The 20,143-nt window shown below is 63.8% G+C and carries 17 protein-coding genes; 4 read left to right on the top strand and 13 right to left on the bottom strand.

Features of this window, described 5'->3' with window-relative positions:
- Positions 1–154 precede the first annotated feature (154 nt).
- Entirely contained in the window at positions 155–1,291 is a 1,137-nt protein-coding gene (locus tag O7A70_RS24645; RefSeq protein WP_337142724.1) for a vWA domain-containing protein, read from the top strand.
- The gene (locus O7A70_RS24640) at positions 1,291–2,178 is read left to right on the top strand and encodes an amidohydrolase family protein (RefSeq protein ID WP_337142845.1); all 888 of its coding nucleotides are present in this window, start codon (positions 1,291–1,293) and stop codon (positions 2,176–2,178) included. Before O7A70_RS24645 ends, O7A70_RS24640 begins: the two co-directional genes overlap by 1 nt.
- 173 nt (positions 2,179–2,351) lie before the next feature.
- On the opposite strand, the gene O7A70_RS24635 is transcribed toward O7A70_RS24640, so the two are convergent.
- The 12 genes from O7A70_RS24635 to O7A70_RS24580 all read right to left on the bottom strand — a co-directional run bounded on the left by O7A70_RS24635 (position 2,352) and on the right by O7A70_RS24580 (position 16,716).
- Positions 2,352–3,617 carry an ABC transporter substrate-binding protein gene (locus O7A70_RS24635; RefSeq protein WP_337142723.1) on the bottom strand — a complete coding sequence of 422 codons (1,266 nt, stop codon included), beginning with the start codon at positions 3,615–3,617 and terminating at the stop codon, positions 2,352–2,354.
- Positions 3,618–3,643: 26 nt separating this feature from the next.
- Positions 3,644–4,474: a carbohydrate ABC transporter permease gene (locus tag O7A70_RS24630; RefSeq protein WP_337105066.1), complete on the bottom strand. Its 831-nt coding sequence runs from the start codon at positions 4,472–4,474 to the stop codon at positions 3,644–3,646.
- Positions 4,471–5,394 (bottom strand): carbohydrate ABC transporter permease, encoded by a 924-nt coding sequence (locus O7A70_RS24625; protein ID WP_337142722.1) that lies wholly within the window; start codon positions 5,392–5,394, stop codon positions 4,471–4,473. The genes O7A70_RS24630 and O7A70_RS24625 overlap by 4 nt, the downstream gene beginning before the upstream one ends.
- Positions 5,387–6,544 (bottom strand): ABC transporter ATP-binding protein, encoded by a 1,158-nt coding sequence (locus O7A70_RS24620; protein ID WP_337142721.1) that lies wholly within the window; start codon positions 6,542–6,544, stop codon positions 5,387–5,389. The genes O7A70_RS24625 and O7A70_RS24620 overlap by 8 nt, the downstream gene beginning before the upstream one ends.
- Positions 6,541–7,377, bottom strand: coding sequence for a metallophosphoesterase family protein (locus O7A70_RS24615; protein ID WP_337142720.1), 837 nt, complete (start codon positions 7,375–7,377; stop codon positions 6,541–6,543). The genes O7A70_RS24620 and O7A70_RS24615 overlap by 4 nt, the downstream gene beginning before the upstream one ends.
- 146 nt (positions 7,378–7,523) lie before the next feature.
- On the bottom strand, positions 7,524–7,934 hold the full coding sequence (locus tag O7A70_RS24610) for a carboxymuconolactone decarboxylase family protein (RefSeq protein ID WP_337142719.1): 411 nt from the start codon (positions 7,932–7,934) through the stop codon (positions 7,524–7,526).
- Positions 7,935–8,152: 218 nt separating this feature from the next.
- On the bottom strand, positions 8,153–9,649 hold the full coding sequence (locus tag O7A70_RS24605) for a sugar ABC transporter ATP-binding protein (protein ID WP_337142718.1): 1,497 nt from the start codon (positions 9,647–9,649) through the stop codon (positions 8,153–8,155).
- Positions 9,649–10,701: a hypothetical protein gene (locus tag O7A70_RS24600; protein ID WP_337142717.1), complete on the bottom strand. Its 1,053-nt coding sequence runs from the start codon at positions 10,699–10,701 to the stop codon at positions 9,649–9,651. Before O7A70_RS24600 ends, O7A70_RS24605 begins: the two co-directional genes overlap by 1 nt.
- On the bottom strand, positions 10,698–12,821 hold the full coding sequence (locus O7A70_RS24595; RefSeq protein WP_337142716.1) for an ABC transporter permease: 2,124 nt from the start codon (positions 12,819–12,821) through the stop codon (positions 10,698–10,700). Before O7A70_RS24595 ends, O7A70_RS24600 begins: the two co-directional genes overlap by 4 nt.
- Positions 12,822–12,911: 90 nt before the next feature.
- On the bottom strand, positions 12,912–13,937 hold the full coding sequence (locus tag O7A70_RS24590) for a sugar ABC transporter substrate-binding protein (protein ID WP_337142715.1): 1,026 nt from the start codon (positions 13,935–13,937) through the stop codon (positions 12,912–12,914).
- A gap of 86 nt (positions 13,938–14,023) precedes the next feature.
- Positions 14,024–15,010: an ABC transporter permease gene (locus O7A70_RS24585; protein ID WP_337142714.1), complete on the bottom strand. Its 987-nt coding sequence runs from the start codon at positions 15,008–15,010 to the stop codon at positions 14,024–14,026.
- A 272-nt stretch (positions 15,011–15,282) separates the two neighbouring features.
- Positions 15,283–16,716, bottom strand: a complete 1,434-nt coding sequence (locus tag O7A70_RS24580; protein ID WP_337142713.1) for a DHA2 family efflux MFS transporter permease subunit — start codon at positions 16,714–16,716, stop codon at positions 15,283–15,285.
- Between the two features lie 114 nt (positions 16,717–16,830).
- Here O7A70_RS24580 and O7A70_RS24575 point away from each other — a divergent pair, with 114 nt between their 5' ends.
- A complete protein-coding gene (locus tag O7A70_RS24575) occupies positions 16,831–17,832 on the top strand; it encodes an ornithine cyclodeaminase family protein (RefSeq protein ID WP_337142712.1) in 1,002 nt (333 codons plus the stop codon).
- Entirely contained in the window at positions 17,829–19,346 is a 1,518-nt protein-coding gene (locus O7A70_RS24570) for an HAL/PAL/TAL family ammonia-lyase (RefSeq protein WP_337142711.1), read from the top strand. Before O7A70_RS24575 ends, O7A70_RS24570 begins: the two co-directional genes overlap by 4 nt.
- On the opposite strand, the gene O7A70_RS24565 is transcribed toward O7A70_RS24570, so the two are convergent.
- On the bottom strand, positions 19,311–20,111 hold the full coding sequence (locus tag O7A70_RS24565) for a 3-methyl-2-oxobutanoate hydroxymethyltransferase (RefSeq protein ID WP_027141523.1): 801 nt from the start codon (positions 20,109–20,111) through the stop codon (positions 19,311–19,313). The genes O7A70_RS24570 and O7A70_RS24565 overlap by 36 nt on opposite strands.
- Positions 20,112–20,143: the final 32 nt, after the last annotated feature.

The following is a 20,143-nucleotide window of genomic DNA, read 5'->3' as shown; positions in this document are numbered from 1 at the left end:
GTCCTGCCGGACATCTCCCCCTCAAGGGGGGAGATCGGCTGTCATCCCGGCTTTCGCTAATCCCCGAGATCGCAGAACCAGGCGAAGCATCGAAGCTGCCAATCTCCCCCCTAGAGGGGGAGATGTCCGGCAGGACAGAGGGGGGCGCCACGCAATGATGCGGGAAACAAGCTTGCCCCGTGCCGCCGCGCCCTTCCTCGCCTTCGCCCGGCTGCTGCATCGCTACGGTTTCGCCATCGCCCCCGAACAAGTCTCCGGCTTCATGCAGGCGGTGACATTGCTTGGGCCACGCTCGATGGCGGATATCCGCGAAGCAGCGCTGGCCACCCTGGCGCCGCCACCTGACCGCCGCGACGAATTCGAGGCGCATTTCCAGAGCCATTTTTACGGCGACACGTCAGCCGTGGTGGCAGGCGACGCCGACGAGGAAACCCGCATCAAGGATGATGGCGGCGCCGACGACGAGCGGATCGAGGCCGAGCAGCGACAGGAAGGCGGCGAGCTGTCCTCGGCGCTGGAGCAGTTGAGCAGCCGCGACTTCCAGCGCGACGGCGACAGCCTGACCGTCTTTCGCCGCCGACTGTCGAGCGCCTTGCCCGCCCGCCGCTCCTTCCGCACGGTGCGCACCCATTCGCGCGGCAAGCTCGACCTGCGCCGCTCGCTCAGGGAAATCGTCAGCGCCGATGGCGATGTCCCCTCGCCGCTGCTGCGCCGCCGCCAGGCCGTGCCGCGCAAGCTGCTGATCCTGATCGACGTTTCTGGCTCGATGAAGCTCCACACGGCTGACTACCTCAAGCTCGCGCATGCCGCCGTGCAGGGCGCTGACCGGGCGGAAATCTTCACCTTCGGCACGCGTCTGACCCGCATCACCACGGCGTTGCGCATCCGCGATCGCGAGCAGGCGCTGGCGCGCGCGGCCGCCCAGGTCGACGACTGGGACGGCGGAACCCGCATGGGACCGACGCTGCTGGCTTTTCTATCGGTGCCGCGCTTCTCCTCTTTTGCGCGCGGTGCGGCCATCATCATTCTGTCCGACGCGCTGGAGCGCGGCGACCATGCCGAACTGGAGACGGCTATCCGCCGGCTGAGCGCCCGCGCCTTCCGGCTGTCGCTGGCGACACCTCTGGCCGGCGACCCGCGCTTCCAGCCGGCAACGGCGGCGCTCCGCGCAATCCTGCCAGTGCTCGACGATCTGGTGGACGGCTCGTCGGTGAACAGCCTCACCGATTTCATCCTGTCGCTTGCCCGCCCCGCCCCGGCGGCCGAGACCATCTGGAAAAGGGTATCGTGATGCAGAAAGCCATCGACGCGCATTTCCACATCTGGCGCCAGCAGGACCAGCCCTGGCTGGTCGGACCGATGGTGCCGCGCATCTTCGGCCCCTACGAGCCAATCCGCCGCGACTACCCGATCGAGGAGTTTCTCGCCGACCAGCAGGGTTCGGGTGTCGAGAAGGCCGTCTATGTCCAGACCAACTGGGCCAAGGAGGATTTCGAAAAGGAAGTCGCCTTCCTGCAGAAAACGGCCGACGAGACAGGCTGGCCGCACGCCATCGTCGGCTACACCGACATGACGGTCGACGATGTCAGGCCCCAAATCGACCGGCTGAAAAAATATCCGCTGCTGCGCGGCGTGCGCATGCAACTGCATTGGCACGAAACGCCCGCCTTCCGCTTTGCCACTGGCCCCGATCAGGTCATCGATCCGAAGGTGCGAGCCAATGTGGCGCGGCTGAAGGATTACGGCCTGTCCTTCGACCTGCAGCTCTTCCCTGGCCAGATGAAGGACGGACTGACGCTGGTCGGCGAGAACCCGCAAACCAATTTCATTCTCACCCATGCCGGCATGCTGACCGGCATGGACGCGGAAACCACCGAAGCCTGGAAGGCCGGCCTGCGCACGCTGTCGGCGGCGCCGAACTTCTACGCCAAGCTGTCCGGTCTGGGCACCTTCGTCCACCGCAACGACCCGGCGCTGATCGCCTATATCGTCGACAACGCGATCGAGATATTGGGCGCGGATCGCCTGATGTTCGGCTCGAACTTCCCCATCGAGAAACTCTGGACCAGCCACGCCGAACTGATCAGGGTGCATCGCGATGCCGTGGCAAAGCATGGTGCGGCCGCCGAGGCGGATATCTTCTGGAACACGGCGGAGCGGGTCTACCGGCCGGCCTAGGTGCGCGCGCACTTCCCTTCTCCCCTTGTGGGAGAAGGTGGATCGGCGCGCAGCGCCGAGACGGTTGAGGGGTGTTCCAGCGGAGTGAGACGTGGGCATTCCCTGGAACACCCCTCATCCGACCTCGCTTCGCGAGGCCACCTTCTCCCACAAGGGGAGAAGGGCCACAGCCCTTACTGCGTCGGCAGCATGCCTTCGACATCGCTTGCCGCGTCAGTGAGCGCTTCCTTCGGGGTCGCCGACTGGTCGACGATCCGCGACAGATTGTCGACGATGGTCTGCGTCACCTTCACACCGTTGGTGCCCGGGAAAGCATACCACGGTATCATCCGCGGCATCTGGCTGAGCCCGGCCTGGAAAAGCGGGTTCTTCTTGTAGAAATCGCCGAGATATTCCGGCGATTTCGCCGCGAGCTCATTGTTGGGGACATAGCCCGTGCCGGGCACGACGACCGATGCGCCGTAAGGACCAGCGGCGAATTTCGCGAACTTCCAGGCGGCGTCCTGCTTTGCCGCATCCTTGGTCAGGATGACCACGGCGTTGCCGCCGGTCGGAAGATGGCCGTTGACAGGATCGATCAGCGGGATCTTGGCCGTGCGCAGCGTGAACTTGTCACCGACATTCTTGATGGTGTTGACCAGGGCGCCGGTGGTCTGGAATTCGAAGCCGACCTTGCCTGCCGCGAAAGCCTGCTCGCCCGCCGGCTTGGTGAAGACCGGCATGCCGCCCTCCTTCACCATCCGCTGCAGGATTTCCATTGCCTTCTCGCCCTCCGGCCCGTTGAAGGCGACCTTGCTTTCGTCCTCGTTCAGCATCTTGCCGCCGGCGCCGAACAGCAGCGCCGAAAACATCCAGTCGTCGCCCTGCCAGCGGAAATCGATGCCGTCGACGCCATTGCCGAGCGCCTTGATCTTGCCGCCGAGCGCGATGACCTCGTCCCAGGTCTTGGGCGGATTGTCCGGATCGCCGCCGGCGGCTTTCACCAGGTCGGCATTGTAATACATGATCGGGTTCGAGGTGGCGAAGGCGAGGCCGACCTGCTTGCCGTTGACCCGCGCCAGCTTCAGGATCGTGTCGGAGAAGCCGAGCTCCGCCATGTTGCCTTCCTTCTTGACCAGCGGGCCAAGATCGACGGCAACGTCGCGCTCGTTGAGCATCCGCAGGCGGTTGAGTCCGATGAAGGTGATGTCGGGCATTTCGTCGGTGCCGGCCTGGCGAAGGATGGTCTGGATGCCTTCCTCATAGGTGGCGGACGGGCTGGCGAACTGGATCTTGATGTCAGGATTCTCTTCCATGAACTTCTTCGAGATCGTGTCCATCACGTTCTTGAAGAAGCCGGGCATCGGGTAATGAACCGTCAGCGTCGTGTCGGCATAGGCCGGAACGGCGAACGCCAGCGAAACCGCCGCCGCTGCGAGAATCCTGGGAAGTTGCTTCATATGCTCGTGCTCCTGGTTCGACCCGGTCAGCCTTTGAGACCGGTCATGGTGATGCCTTCGACGAAGCGCTTCTGTGCGAACAGGAAGGCGACGACGAGTGGAAGGGTGATGATCAGCGTGGCGGCCATCAGCGCGCCATAGTCGTCGCCTGCCTCGGCGGCGCGGAAATACATCAGGCCGAGCGGCGGCGTGGCGTAGGCCTGCTTGCTGACGACGATCAGCGGCCAGTAGAGATCGTTCCAGTGCGCGACCACCGAGAAGATCGCGAACGCGGTGACCGCCGGCCAGGCGTTGGGGACGATGACGCGCGCGACGATGCCGAGTTCGGACATGCCGTCGAGCCGCGCCGCGTGGATGAGGTCGTCGGGCATGGCGCGGAAGAACTGCAGGAACATGAAGATCGCGAACACCGAGATGGTGAACGGCGCCACCAGCGAGGTGTAGCTGTTGAGCAGCGACATCCTGTCGAAGGCGACGTAGAGCGGCAGCGCCGTGGCATGGATCGGCACCAGCAGCCCGAGCATGACCAGCACCATCATCAGCCGAGCGGCGCGGAACTTCAGCTTGGCCATGGCGTAGGCACAAGGAATGGCGACCAGCACCTGGAAGAAGAAGATCAGGCCGCAGACGACAACGCCGTTCCACAGCAGCGTTGCCATCGGCACCTTGCTCAGCGCCTTGGCGAAATTCTCGGCGAAATAGAAATGCTCGGGGATGAGCGACAGCGACGAAGTGAAGATGTCGCTCTGCGTCTTGCCCGCGGTCGAGATCATGAAGATGTAAGGCGCAAGGATCATCAGCGCGCCGAGCGAAAGCAGCGCGAAACGGATGATGCGGCCGGCCGGGATGCTGGTCATGTGTAGTGCACCCGCCGGTCGAGCACGCGGTATTGGAGAAGCATCAGCACGACGAGGATCGCCAGGAAGACGACCGTCATTGCCGAGGCATAGCCGACGCGCAGATAGACGAAACCCTCCTGGTAGATGGTGAACAGCAGCACTTCGGAGGCCTTGTTAGGACCGCCGTCGGTCAGCATCTTCACGGTTTCGAAGACCTTCACCGCATTGGTGATGCTGATGGTGACGACGAACAGCGTCGTCGGTCCGAGCATCGGCCAGGTGACCAGGAAGAACCGGTCGAGCGCCGATTTCGCGCCGTCGACATGTGCGGCGGCATAGAGTTCGCGCGGGATCGCCGTCAGGCCCGCCAGGAACAGCACCATGTTGAAGCCGACCGACTGCCAGACGCCGATGATCGACAGGCTGTAGAGCACGGTGCTCGAGGCGCCGAGCCAGTTCGGACCGGGAATGCCGGCGAGCGCAAGCAGCGCGTTGAGCGGTCCGATGGTCGGATGGAAGAGATACTGCCAGACAGTCGCCATGGCGACGATCAGCGACGCCACAGGCAGGAAATAGACGGTGCGGAAGAAGCCGCGCGCGCGCGGTTCGCCTTCGATCAGCAAGGCAACGCCGAGGCCAAGCATGATCGAGACCGGTGCCACGATCGCGGTATAGACTGACGTGTTCCACAGCGATCTGCGGAAGGTGCGGTCGGTCAGGAGATGCGCGTAGTTCTCGAAGCCGACCAGGCGAAATTTGCCATAGCCGAGCTCGAAATCGGTAAAGCCGAGAAAAATAACGGCAACCACCGGCAGCAGCACGAACAGCAGCAACAGCACGATCGCGGGAGCCGCCAGCAGCCAGGCGGTGCGATCTTCGCTGCGCCTGTGGAGGGCCGCGGCGCTCGGGACATTGCCCGCCAGTGCGATACTAGACATAGGCCGGCTCCTGGCGTGCGGGTGTAGCACTCGCGGTGCGCAGCCGCCGCCCCTCCGGCCCGAAGACCATGGCCTGTTCAGGTGACAGAAGGACACCCACCGGCATTCCCGCGATCAAGTCCTTCGCCTCGTGCGGTGCCAGCTTGGCGATGACGATGTCGCCGGTCGCGTCGAGCCGGCAATGGGCAACGACCTCCGACCCGAGGAATTCCAGACGCTCGATCCGCCCCGCAAGGCCGCTCCGCCCGCTGGGAGACAGTTTGACGAATTCAGGCCGGATGCCGAGGCTGACCGGGCCATTCGCCACCTTCTCCAGCAAGGCCAGCCTGATGCCCTCGAAACTGACCCGACCGTTTTCGGCGAGCGCCGGTATGACATTGATCCTTGGCTGGCCGACGAAGCGCGCAACCTCGATATGGGCGGGATCGTTGTAGATCGCTTCGGGCGCGGCCAGCTGCAGCAGGTTGCCGCCAATCATCACCGCCACGCGATCGGCCATCGAAAGCGCTTCGGCCTGGTCATGCGTCACATAGAGCGTCGGCACGCCGGCGCGGCGGTGCAGTTCGACGATCTCGCCGCGGGCATGGACGCGCAGATTGGCGTCGAGATTGGAAAGCGGCTCATCCATCAGGAAGATGCTGGGGTGGCGCACCATGGCGCGTGCCAAGGTCACGCGCTGCCGCTGCCCGCCCGACATCTGTCCCGGCTTGCGGTCGAGCAGATGGTCGATCTTCAGCACGGTTGCCATCTCGCGGACATCGCGTGAAATGCCGGCGCGAATCTCTTTCTGGCCCGGCAGGACCGAGCCGACCAACGGCAGCCGCTGCGTCCGGCTCAGCCGCTTCATGGCCAGTGGAACCGCGATGTTCTGGCTGGCCGTCAGATGCGGATAGAGCGCGTAGGACTGGAACACCATGGCGATGTTGCGATCGGCCGCGGCGACCGCCGACATGTCCTTGCCGCCGACGAAAATCTCGCCGCTGTCGGCATGATCAAGGCCCGCGAGGATGCGCAGCAGGGTGCTTTTGCCGCAGCCCGAGGGGCCGACCAAGGCGATGAACTCGCCCGCTTCGACGTCGAGGCTGACGCCGTTCAGGACGGCATTGCCGCCAAAGGACTTGTTCAGATCGCGAAGCGAGAGCGCGCTCATGATGCGACCTTCCCGCGGACCTTGTGCGCCTCGTGCGGGTAGACCTCCTCGACCACGTCGTCGAGGACATGGACGCTCATACCTGGGATTGCGACGATCTCGCTGGTGACTGCGTCGCCGAAATCATGCACGACCGCACCGAGCAGCCGCTCGCCCGGCATGTCGCGCTCCATGTCGCCGACGACGAAGGCTGCCGATGGCCCCCATACCAGCGCGGTGTTTTCGTATCTGCCTTGCCATGCCCGGTGCAGGTGACCGCTGGCGAACAATGCAACATCATGGGAACCGATCAGGTCATAAAGACGCTGGCGCTGCGCCGGCCTGACGCTCCAGTAGCCGGTGTCGCCCTCACCCGGCTGATCGATGAACAACGGCTTGTGGGCGAAGAGCGCGACGCGACGGCCGCCGCGGCTTTCCAGCACAGTCCGCAACCATTCGAACTGGGCCTCTTCCTCGGCATCATCAAAGCCCATCAGCAGGCTGTCGAGGCCGATAAATCGCCAGTTTCCAGCGTCCTCCATCCAGTAATCGGGACCGACCAGCCGGCGCCAGCGCTCAAGACGTTCCGCATTGACCGGCTGCAACGAGCCGGGCAGATGGCCGACATCGTGATTGCCAGGCACGAGCAGCATCGGGACCGAAATCTCCCGCATCAGCTCCATGCAGAAGCTGATGTCGGCATCCTTGTCGGCGCCATCGACGCTGATGTCGCCGGTGTGGATGACGAGATCGGCGCCGCCTTGCGCGATCCACGCGGCCAGCGGCTCCCAATTGCCGTTGAAATGCGGCTTGGTTGGGCTGAAATGGGTATCGGTGATCTGGACGATTTTCATGCCGGCTCCACTGCGAGAGCCGGCTGCCGGAAAAACCACCGGCGAGCGACTTCGCGTGGGGTCTCCTTAGAGCCGTTACATGTCACTTCCTTAACAGCCTGGGGACAAATTTTCCTTCCACGCCGATTGGCCGGCTGGCTCCTAGATTAGCTCTTCACCTCGAATTGCGGATCGACCGGGATCTGCATGGCCGTGACCAGATGATTGGTCTGGCCAGCGAGCCCGATGATCGAGATCAGTTCGCCATGCTGTACATCGGTCATGCCCTTGGCCCGCGCTGCCGCCGTGTGCGAATGAACGCAGTAGGAACAGCCATTGGCCGTCGATACCGCGATATAGATCATTTCCTTGGTCAGTGGGTCGATGGCGCTGTCGGCGACCATCACCACCTTCAGCTGCTCCCAGATGCGCTTCAACGCCGCCGGATCATTGGCGAGCCCCCGCCAGAAATTGTTGACGAAGTCCGATTTGCGCGTCGCCCTGATGTCATCGAACACCGCCTTCACTACCGGGATCTTCTCCACCTCGGCATCGCTGAGGAGTCTTGTGGTGGCCATGGTGTTTCCTTCCCTTTGGGCAATTGAATCGGGTAACGAGCGAATGCGGCTAATTGCTTCGAATGATTCATTTTCCAATGTAGCGTAGAACCTTGGAGTCTGGCCCACGACTTCGTCATCCTAGGGCGAAGCAGGAGCGAAGCTCCGTCGCGGAGACCCTAGGATGACGAATGGAGCAGCATCCCAGCTAATTGTCGGATTCCGCACTGGCCATAACCCTAATGCACCGCCGCATACATGATCTTCTCCTCCGTCGCCTCCGCCGGGGAAAACTCCTCGACGATGCGGCCCTGCCGACAGACCAAAATGCGATCCGACAGGTTCATGATCTCCGGCAAGTAGGACGAGATGACAACGACCGCGAGGCCCTCATCGGCCAGCCTGTTGATGATCTGGTGGATCTCGGCGATGGCGCCCACATCGACGCCGCGCGTCGGCTCGTCGAATATGACGATGCGCGGCTGCTGCACCAGCCCCTTGCCGATCACCACCTTCTGCTGGTTGCCGCCGGACAGCTCGACCACGCGCGCATTGTCGTTGATCGCCTTGATGTTCAGCGTCTTGGTCCATTCCGCCGAAAGCTGACGCATTTCCTGCTGGTTGATCACCCAGGCCTGTTCGCGGCCTGCCGCCAGCAGCCCGCCGAACAGGTTCTCGGCAATGCCCATCGTTTCGAAGATACCTTCGCTCTTGCGGTCCTCGGTGACATAGACGATGCCGTCCGCCACCGCTTCGCTCGGCACGAGGTAGCGCACCGGCCTGTCGTCCAGTTCGATCGCCCCACCGCGCAAAAAATCGCGCTTGTAGATGCCCGACACGATCTTGAAGGTCTCGGTGCGGCCGGAACCGATCAGCCCGAACACGCCGGTGATCTGGCCTTCGAAGATCGAGAAGGAATTGTTGCGCACGACATTGCTCATCGAGATGTCCTGCACCGAGAGCACCTTCTTGCCGGCCTTGCGCAGCTTGGCTTCGTCGCGCTGGCGGTAAATCTGTCCCGACAGCGTTCGCCCAACCATGGCGGCGACGATCTTTTCGCGGTCGAAGGTTGATGTGTCGTCGGTGATGACCAGTTCGCCGTCTCGCAGGATCGTGATGCGGTCGGCGATCATCAGAGCCTCTTCGAGAGCATGGCTGATGAAGACGATCGACACACCGTTCGCCTTCAGCCGCCGGATCAGCGCGAAGAAATGCCGCTTCTCCTCCGGCGTCAGCGTCGCCGTCGGCTCGTCGAAGATGATGATCTCGGCATTGTGGTGCACGGCGCGCGCGATCTCGACCATCTGCCGCTTGGCGGCACCCAGTGTCGCCACCGTGGCGTTGGGATCGACCGGAAAATTCAGCGACTGCAGGAACTGCTGTGCTGAAATATACGTGCCGCGCAGCCGGTTGAGGAATTTTTCAGTACCGAGATAGAGGTTTTGCGCCACCGTCATCGACGACACCAGGCTGGTCTCCTGGAACACCATGGCGATGCCGGCCTCGAGCGCCGCATGCGGCGAGGCGTAGGCGATCTCCCGCCCCTTGTGGAACATCTTGCCCGACGTGGCATCGACCACACCGGCGATGATCTTGGTCAGTGTCGACTTGCCGGCACCATTCTCGCCGAGCAGCGCATGGATTTCGCCCTTGCGTAGCTCGAAGCTGACGTTCTTCACCGCGGGCACGCCGCGGTAATTCTTGGTGACGTTTTCAAGGCGAACGATCGGTTCCATCAGAAACCTCCCGAGGCAAGGTCGACGGCCAGCACGCAATCGCCACCCCTGGAAGCAATGAACAGCTCGCCGCCTTTCTCCACCACGCTGCAGATGCCGTGGCGCGTGCCGTTGGCGCGGCTGTGCAGGCTGAATTGTGGTTGCATCTCCCGGTCGAGCCGGACCACCAGCCCGTAGGAGCGGCTGGGCGACCACGGCTTGTGAATGCCCATCGTGCGGATGCCGCCGCATTGCAGCGGCTCGAGGAAACTGCGGCTGGATGCCAGCGTCGGGGCAATCCAGTAGGCCGGCGGCACCTGGTCGAGCATGTCCTGACGGTAGTGCGTCTCCTGCAGCACGAATTCGATCAGCCGGTTGCGTGGCGCGAACAGCGTCAGCCACGCCCCGCCATCGCCAGCAGGCGACAGCCGCGCGGGATAGCCGGGCAGATGCGTCAGCACCGTCGAGCGGTTGCCGGTCGCGCCATCGAAACGGACAAGCTGGTGGCGCCAGCTTTCGCTGACCAGCACATCGCTGCCAAGGATGTGAAGTCCATAGGGAAAAGCGATGTCGCCAGCCACCTTGCGGAACGCGCCACCCGCCGCCCGAGCCCAAAGCGAACCGGACGCGCCCTTCTTCATCAGGTCGGCGGCCCATTGCGACGGCGCGAATTCGGCCGAACCATTGGCCAGCCACAGCGTACCATCTCCTGCATAGGCAAGCGCGGTGATGCAGCCGATCCCTGCCGGCAAGGACACCTCCCTGCCCGCGATCAACAGCTTGCCGCTCTCCAGCCCCACCGTCAGTTCGCCCGAAGGCGACAGCGCCAGCGCCGCGACTGGAGACGGAAAGGTCTCGACTGCGACAGGTGCTACACCGACAGTAATCGCGCAGACGGCGTTGCCGCTGGAGGCCAGCAGCCGGCCATCGGCAACCAGCAGATTGTCCGGCTCGGTCAGCTCGGCGAACGCCGGCGCATCATCGAGCCGCGTGTTGGGGCGGAAGGCGCCGTCGAGCGGCGGGATAGTCACCGCCTTGCCACGAAACATATCCAGGATCGGATCGAGGATCATGGCTTCGCTCCCCAGTAGGAGGCGGGGCTGGTCCAGCTCGGGTCGGCGCCGGCAATTTTGTAGCGGCCGATGCGATTGTTGAGGATGCCGCCGACGAAGAGATATCCCTTGTGCTCGCGCATCGAGGTGACCATCGGGTGCGCACCGCCTGTCAAGTCGCCCATCGCCTCGACGATGCCGCCCTTTTCGTTGAATTTCACCACGCCGCCGGTGTTGATGTTGGGAAACAGCCATTCGTCCTGCGGCAGCCGGCGCGTCATGCGCTTGCGCATGTCGGGATGGCGCAGCGAGAGGTCGAAGCTCGGCGTGCGCATGCCCAGCCACGCCATCCAGTAATTGCCGTCCGACGCCCGGTTGATGTTGTCGGGATAACCCGGCATGTCGCGGATGAGGCATTCGGCGGTGCCGGCCTTCGGCCCGTCCAGCCAATAGCGGTGCACCCGGCAGGCCCAGCTTTCGGCGAAGAACAGCGACTTGCCGTCATGCGCCATGCAGACACCATTGGTGTAGCGGTAGCCGTCGAGCAGCGTCTTCGTCGACCCATCCCTGGGATCGTAGACCAGCAGCCGGCCTGTGGCGCGGTTTTCGATCGAATCCAGCGCCCAATCATGGGCATCATAGCGCTTGGTCGAGTCCGTAAAATAGATGCGGCCGTCCGGCGCGATGTCGCAATCATTGGGATCGCGCAGCCGCGCATCGTCGACGATCGACGTCCAGGAGCGCGACGTCTCCGCCGACAGCCGTTTCACTTCGCGCTGCGGCGAAACCGAATACAGCCCCATGGCTCCGACGCAGCTGATCAAATTGCCCGACTTGTCGAAAGCCAGCCCCAGCGGAAACCCGCCAATATGGGCGAACACTTCCGACCTGACATAGTCCGGCGCGAAGAAGCGGACGATCTCGCCATGGCGCGTGCCGCAATAGAGATTGTCATCGCGGTCGAGGATGACGTCTTCTGGCCCTTCCAGCTCACCGAGCCCGATATGGTCCGCAGCCGATAGTCGGTTGTCGAGGGCGTAAGGCGTGCCGGAGCCCGGCACCGCGGACTGTGTTTTGCCCATCTTGAGATAGACCGGCGCGACATAGACCTCGTTGAGCACCTTGTGGCGGTTCTTCAGCCAGCGGATGTCGATGGTCACCGCCACCGCCAGCATGATGCCCAGTACCATCTGGTTGGTGCCGGTGCCGTAGCCAAGCCGGATCAGCCCATTGGTCATGGTGAGCACGATGATGGCGCCCATCAGGCCCTTGATCACCGAGCCGCGGCCGCCGCCGAGGCTGACGCCGCCGACCACCGCCGCCGTCAGCGCCATGATCTCGAGGTTGAGGCCTGTGCCCGGCCCTGCCCCGCTCAGGCGGCAAGCGATGAGAAAGCCGCCGATCGAGGCGCAGAAACCGGAAAAGACATAGGTCATGAACACGGTACGGCGCACCCGGATGCCGGCATTGTGCGCCGAGCGCCGGGAGCCACCCACCGCCAGCACATGCCAGCCGGGACGTGAGCGTGTCAGCGCGATATGGGTGACGATGGCCAGGATGATCGCCAGCCACACCGAAACGGATAGACCCCAGAAAGTGCTGTCGCCGATGAAATCGAGCACGTCGGACGTAGCGGTCGAAAGCTGTACGTCGGCGGCATAGGTGGTGACCAGGATGTCGAACAGCGCCCGTCCGAAGATGAAGGTGACCAGCGTGGTGAGGAAGGCACGCAGCCGCAGGTACCCGACGAGATAGCCGTTGATCGCGCCGAAGACGAGACCGGTGGCGAGCGAGGCGGCCAGCGCCAGCCAGATCGATTGTTCGAGGATGAAGAAGACATAGACCGCGGAAAAGCAGGACAGCGCGAAGATCGAGCCGACCGAGAGATCGATGCCGCCGCCAAGCATCACCACCGTCATGCCGGTGACCACCATCGAGAATTCGCCGAGTTGCCGGGTCGATTCCTGCAGCGAGGAGAGCTTGAAGAAGCCTGGAATGATCGACCCGAACACGCCGAGCGTCGCCACCAACGCCAGGAACGGAATGGCGTTGTCGGTCCAGCGCTTGGTCAGGATCTCGCCGACCAGATGGTCGGGCACGAGATTGTAGCGCCAGGACTGCAGGCGTTCGCGAAAGGTCATCAGGTCACTGCGGGCACGAGAGAACAAGGAAAGAGAAGAGGTGGCCGGATTGTCCGGCCGCCTCGCTGATACCAGCTGACGGCAATCGGCTTACTTCGCCGCCGCTTCGGCCTGCAGCGCCTTCAGGTCCCAGCAGCTGTCCGGCTTGAGATCGGCCTTCGTCGTCGCCTTCTCCAGCGTATAGATGTAGGTGTGCGAAGTGCCGGCCGGCTGGCCGCTCTGCAGCAGGAATTTGATGATAGCGTTCATGTCGCCCGACTGCCGGGCAAGTTCCGTCATGACGACAGCACCGTAAGTACCGTCCTGCAGCTTGTCGCAATCGGCCGCTTTTTCGCCGCCGCCGGTGGTGACCAAAAACACCTTGCCGTCGAGCTTGGCGTCGCGGATCGCGGCGGATGCGCCGGTCGCGTCACCATCCCAGAAGTCGATGATCGAGCAGATGTCCGGGTTCTGTTGCAGCATGGTCGTCGTCACGTTGCGCGACGTCGTCGCATCCCAGTTGGAGTCGGGCTTGGCCACGACCTTGAAGTCGGGATGCTTGTCCAGCACCTTCATGATGCCGGCATACTGGTAGAGGCTGGAAGAGTTGGCCTGGTCGCCCTGCACCAGCCCGATCTTCTTGGATGAGTTCTCGCCGCAGCCCTTGATCGCGGCTTCGGCCTCGAGCTGGCCGAGCCGGTCCCAGTCGCTGCCGACGAAGGCGTCGGCGGGGAAATTCGCCGGATTGTCGACGAGGATCACATAGGTGCCGGCGGCCTGCGCCTTCTTCATCAGCTTGGAATAGGAGTTGAGGTCCGGCGCATGGATGATCAGCACATCGGGCCTCGTGTCCGACGAGATTGCATCGGTGATCGCCTGCGCTCCGGCATCGACCACCCAGTTCGGATCACGCGTCTCGAACGTGCCGCCCCAGGCCTCGACTTCCTTCTTCAGGTAATGCGCCCAGCCCTGCGCCAGGTCGAAGCCCATCGCCAGCGGCACCAGCATGACGCGCTTGCCTTTCAGCGCTTGCGCATAGGCAGGGGGGCCTGGATCGTCGGCGGCGAAGGTCGGCGCCGCGAAGGCGGTGACGGCAAGGGCCGTGGCCGCCGCCATGAGTGTCCTGATCAGTTTCATGTGTCATCCTCTGGTTCGGTTTTCATTGCCGGCCGATCGCCCCGATCGCGCCGGGTACCCCGAGCAGATGGGCTAGCCCATCTGCTCTAAATGTCGCCCTGCTGGGCTGTCTGTTCGTCACGTGGATTGATGATGCCGTCGACGATGATGGCGCCAAGCAGGATCGCCGCCTTGATCAGGTTTTGGTAGAGCAGCGGAATATCGATGATGGTCATGGCGTTGAGCAGGATGCCGATGAGTGCTGCCCCGACCAGCACGTTGCGCACCCCGCCTCGCCCGCCCGACAGCCCGATGCCGCCGATCACCGCCACCAGCACGATGTCGTAGAGCAGCGTCGAATTGACGACGCGCGTGTTGATCGAATGCAGGCTGGCCGCGGTCAAAAGGCCGGCGATCAGTGCCACGAAAGCGGACAGCACATAGCGCAGCACCAGCATCGGCCGTACCGGAATGCCGATATTGCGCGCCGCGACCGGATTGTCGCCGGCGAAATAGATATAGCGGCCCCATTTGGTGTAGCGCAGGAACAGGAAGAACAGGAAGGCGAGACCCGCGAAGACGAACACCTCGATCGGGACGTCGAGGAAGCGCAGGCCGCCGAGCAGTTCCACCCAATGGCCCTGCGGCACCGGCACCGCGTCCTGGGTGATCAATTGCGAACGGACATAGCCGAAGACGAAGGAGCCGGTCGCCAGGGTGACGAAGATCGCCGGCACATCGGCGTAGGCGACGAGAAAGCCGTTGAGCAGGCCGATGGCGAGCACGCCGGCCAGCACATAGGTGAAGGCCAGCCCATCCGGCGTTCCGGTATTGAGCAGTTGCAGGTACCAGGCGACCGACATCGCCATGATCGCCACCGCCGACAGGTCAATGCCGCGGCCGATGATGACGACCGCCATGCCCAGCGCCAGAATACCCAGCACCGAGACCGAGCGGACGATGGCGACGAGATTGTTGGCATCGATGAAGCCGGGCAGGCCTATAGCCGCGGCAACGAACAGCACCACCGCTATGGCAAAGACAATGCCTTCCTGATTCAGGCTCCTGAAGTTCAGCCAGCCGCCCATGTTCATTGTCTGCTTTCACCCCGGTGGCAGCGCTGCCATCCCTGGGAGAGAAAGCTAATCGGCTCAGCGCTGCTTCGTCAAATGAATCCGCGTTCAAAAGGCGGTCTGGCGATGAGATTCGCAAAGTGGACGCATTGATTGCCGAATCTGGCGCAATGCCCGGAAACTCCTGCGCTTTTGGCAATTGTTTGCGTCATCGTCGGTGCCCGCGAAGATACCGCACCAAGCCGAAAGGCGAAGACGGAATTTAACCCTGCGATCGACGGGAAAATTCGATTTCAGTTTCCGGCAATATGGCCCGAGACCTCGGCGCCGGCGGTCTTCGGCAACACCAGGAAACGGAACGACGAAACCAGTCCGATGACGCCGATCACCAGGAAGGCTGCTCGAAAATCGACGAGATCGAGCGCCGGCCGGTCCCTGGCGATCTGCGACAGGTTGAGGATCGCCGCCGCCACGGCAACGCCGAACAGCATCGCCACCTGCTGCAGCATGGAGGATAACGTCGCCGCGGAGCTGCGCTGCCCAGCCGCGATATCGGCGAAGGCCAGCGTGTTGAGCGCGGTGAACTGCATCGAGCGCGTCAGGCCGGCGATCAGCATCAGCGCCACCACCAGGGCCTGAGGCGTCTGTGGCGAGATCGCCGCACACGCCATGATCGATGCGGACGCGATGATGCCGTTGACGACCATCACCGAGCGAAAGCCGAAGCGGCGCAGCGTCGGCGTCGTCACCGTCTTCATGCCGAGATTGCCGAGGAAATAGGCCAGGATCATCATGCCGGCATCGACCGGCGATAGCCCGAAGCCGACCTGGAACAGCAGCGGCAACAGGAATGGCGTGGCGTTGATCGCCACCCGGAAGATGGTGCCGGCGGCAAGCGTCGAGATGGCGAAGGTCTGCACCTTGAACGAGGAGAGGTCGAGCAGCGGATGCGGCGCGCGACGGAGATGCCGCACCGCTACCCAGCCGACGACGATGCCGGCAACGATCAGCCCCACCGTCGGCCAGGCGCCATCTTCCGGATGCGCGATGCGCTCGAGACCATAGAGCAGGCAGGCGAGCCCCAGCGAGGTCAGGAAAAAACCCGGCCAGTCGAGTGGCTTGGCATCGGCTTCACGGTCGCCCGGGATGAAACGGGCGACCAGCGCCAGCCCGATCACGCCGAGCGGGATGTTGATGAAGAAATTCCAGTGCCAGGACAGATAGGTGGTGATGAAGCCGCCAAGCACCGGCCCGACGACAGGCGCGAACAGCGCCGGCCAGGTGATCAGCGCCGTGGCGTTGAGCAATTCGGATTTCGACGCGTTGCGCAGCACTAGGATGCGGCCGACCGGTGTCATCAGCGCGCTGCCCAGGCCCTGCACGGCACGGGCAACGACAAATTCGGTCAGGTTCTGCGAAAAGCCGCAGGCAAACGAAGCCAGCGTGAACAGCGCGATTGCCGCGAGGAAGATGTTGCGTGCGCCAAAACGGTCGGCGAGCCAGCCCGACAGCGGTACGAACACCGCCATGGTCAGCATGTAGACGGTGATGCCGATGCTCATCGCCACCGCCGGCACACCGAAGGAGGCGCCCATCTGCGGCAGCGAGGTCGAGATGATCGTCGAATCCAGCAGTTGCATGAAAAAGGCGATGGCGACGATCAGCGCCACACGCCGCGAATTCCCGGCTGGGTCGGCTGAAGCTTCGGTCTCGGAAACGGCAGTCATGACGGACCGCTTTGAACAGCATTTGGCCGACCGCGTCCAGACAACAGCCAACAAACTTTCGTGTCGCGCCGCGGCCTGTTATGGATGGGCGGGTGGCCGAGGAACAGCGTGCGCATGAAGCCCATCTATATCGACTATCTCAATGCCCTGGACATCGAAGCGCTTGCCATGACCGATGCCGAGATCATCGGCGCGGTCGAGGCCGGGCTCGTTGCGCAAGGCAAGGGCCAGACGGTGATCGAGCCGCGTGTCCACCTCGAACCCGACCCATCCTTCCACGGCCATTTCAATGTTTTGCGCGGCTACGTGGCGCCGCTCGACGTGGCCGGCGTGAAAATCGTCGGCGACTATGTCGACAACTATCTTCACGGCCTGCCGTCGGAATTCGGCATCCTCAATTTGTTCGACCCGCGCACCGGCACGCCGCGCGCCATCCTCGACGCCACCGTCATCACCGACATGCGCACCGGCGCCGTCACCGCGATCGGCGCCAAACACCTCGCTCGCAAGAATTCGAAGGTGCTCGCCCATATCGGCGCACGCGGCACCGCCTATTGGAACGTGCGCCTGCTCGACCATCTCTTCGATTTCGACGAAATCCGCGTCCATTCGCGCCGGCCGGAAAGCCGCGATGGCTTTGCAGCAAAACTCTCCGTCGACCTTGGCAAACCCGTCACTGCGGTCGCCGACTGGGAGGGCTGCGTCAAGGGCGCCGACATTGTCGTCGAAGCATCGCGCCTGCCCGAGCCGCAGCCGTTGCTGAAGACAGAATGGATCAAGCCGGGTGCGCTGGTCGTGCCCTATGGCACGATGAGCGCGGTGGAGCTGTCGCTGACCGACATCATGCAGAAGATGGTCGTCGACGATTGGGGCCAGTGCAAAGGCGGCAAGTTCGGCTCGCTGCGCGCCCATGTCGAGGCCGGACGGCTGAGCGAAGCAACGCTGCATGCCGAACTCGGCCAGATCGCCGCCGGACTCAAGCCGGGACGGCAAAGTGACGACGAAACAATCCTGTTCTGGCATCGCGGCCTGTCGCTGTCCGACATTGCGCTCGGCAAGGCGATGCTGGCCAAGGCACAGGCGCAAGGCATCGGCCAAAGGTTGCGCTTCGCATGACCGCGCTAGTCCTCACCGGGGCTGGCGTCAGTATCGGCGATGTCGCCGCTGTCGCCCGCGAGGCGCGCAAGGTGGAAATCGGAGCCGATGTCATCGGCAGGCTGGAGAAGGCGCGAAAAGTGCTCGATCAGGCTGCGGCCTCCGGCCAGCAGATCTACGGCCTGAACACCGGGCTCGGCGCCAATCTCGGCACATCGGTCGAGGGTGACGCCAGCGCCTTCCAGCGCCAGTTGCTCGATGGCCGCAGCGGCGCGGTCGGCGAGGCCCTGCCGGTCGAGGTCGTGCGGGCAACCATGCTTGCCCGCCTGACAATGCTGTCGGCCGGCGGGTCCGGCCTCTCCCCGTCAGTCTTTGTCGCCTTGGCCGACGCGCTCAATGCCGGCGTCCATCCGGTGATGCCGTCGCTGGGATCGATCGGCGCCGGCGACCTGGTGCTGATGACGGCGCTTGCTCGCCTGCTGATCGGCGAAGGCGAGGCTGATTATCAGGGAAGGCGCATGCCGGCGGTCAAGGCGCTGATGATGGCCCGCCTCGGCCCCATCGGCCTGGCGCCCAAGGATGGGCTGTCGCTGATCAACGCATCCGCCGTCTCCGCCGGCAGCGGCGCGCTTGTTGTCACGGACGCGCTGTCGGCTCTGGCCCAACAACAGCAGGCTGGCGCGTTGACAATGGAAGGGATCGGCGCCAATCGCGCCATCCTCGATCCCCGCCTGCACATGGCGCGGCCGGCCGTCGGCCAGCAGGAAGCCGCCAAGGCGCTGCACGATCTTCTCGCCCGCGACGAAGCGCCGGCGCCCACCACCATACAGGATCCGCTGTCGATCCGCTGCATGCCCTCGATCCATGGCGCGCTGATCGAGGCGATCGGCCAGGCAAGACGCGCCGTCGAGATCGAACTCAATGCCGCCGCCGACAATCCGCTGGTGCTGGGCGACGACGGCGTGGTGATGTCGACTGGCAACTTCCACACGGCGGCGCTGGCGCTCGCTTTCGAGACACTAGGCCTCGCAATCGCGCAATGCGCCGCCGCAAGTGCCGCCCGCTTCATCCAGCTCACCGGTTCGGGCCGCAACGGCCTGCCCAAGTACCTGTCGCCGGCCGGTGGCGCCTCGGCCGGCTTCGTGCCGCTGCAGAAGACGGCGACATCGATCCTGGCCGCCATCCGCCACAAGGCCAATCCGGTGATGCTCGATTTCCTGCCGGTGTCGGAAGGCGTCGAGGATCACGCCACGCAGACGCCGCTGGCGATATCGAAATGCGCGGACATGATCGTGCTGTGGCGCCGGCTGATCGCTTTCGAACTGATGGCGGCGGCACAGGCAATCGACTTGCGTGAAGGGTTGACGCTGGCGCCACGCACATCAGCTGTCCACACGGCGATACGCGCGTTCGTTCTGACGCTGAAGGAGGACCGGCCGCTCGGCGTCGATGCGGAAGCACTCAACGCCGCACTGGCCGGCAGTGCGTGGCAGCCGGCCTTATCCCCGGCCGACCTTGTCGAGGAACAGGCGTAGCTCGGCCGGATCCATGTGCACGATGTGCCGGTCCTCGGGATAGGCGCCGCCGTTGACATCGGCGACGAATTCGGAAAATGCCGCCACCCGTTCCGCCTGCAGCCGGTCATACTCGGCGGCGAAGTTGCGATAGACCTTGGAGTGGCGGGGCATGTGACCCCTGTTCTGGCCAAGGATGTCGTCGGCGAACAGATATTGCGCGTCGCAGCCCGTGCCCGCGCCCATCGACAGCATGATCAGCGACGTGCGCTCCGAGATCGCCTTGGCGACCTCGACCGGCACCACCTCGATCTCGGCGCCAATGGCGCCGGCCGCCTCCAGTTGCTTCACCGCCTCGAACACCTGCATGGCCGTGTCGGCGGACTTGCCAACCGCCTTGAAGCCACCTGTCCAGGTCGCGCGGGAAGGAATGAGGCCGACATGGCCGATGACGGGAATGGCATCGTCCGCCATCCGCTTGATGGTTGCGTAGCCGGCGCTGCAATAGACCGCGTCGGCGCTTGCCTTATAGAGCCGGAAGGCCCAGCGGACGAAATCATCCGCGGTGCCGATTTCGAAGAAATTGTCGCCGGGCATGGTGAACAGGCTGGGTGCCGCATCGCGGTATTGCGGATTGAGCACCAGTTCGGGAGGCACCGAGACGATGTCGACCCCTGCCCGCTCGGCGGCCTCCGCCTCGTCCAGGGTCAGCACCCGCAGCATGGTCAGCTGACGCTTGCCCTTCATGGCGCGCAAATCGGCGACGGTCGGTCTCTTTCGGCTCATTAAAACGTCCCTCTGTTGGTTACCATCGCGAT

The sequence above is a fragment of the Mesorhizobium sp. Cs1299R1N1 genome (assembly GCF_037179655.1).
Classification (GTDB): domain Bacteria; phylum Pseudomonadota; class Alphaproteobacteria; order Rhizobiales; family Rhizobiaceae; genus Mesorhizobium; species Mesorhizobium salmacidum.
Note: the sequence above shows the minus strand (reverse complement) of the source record. Positions and strands in the feature narration are given on the sequence as shown.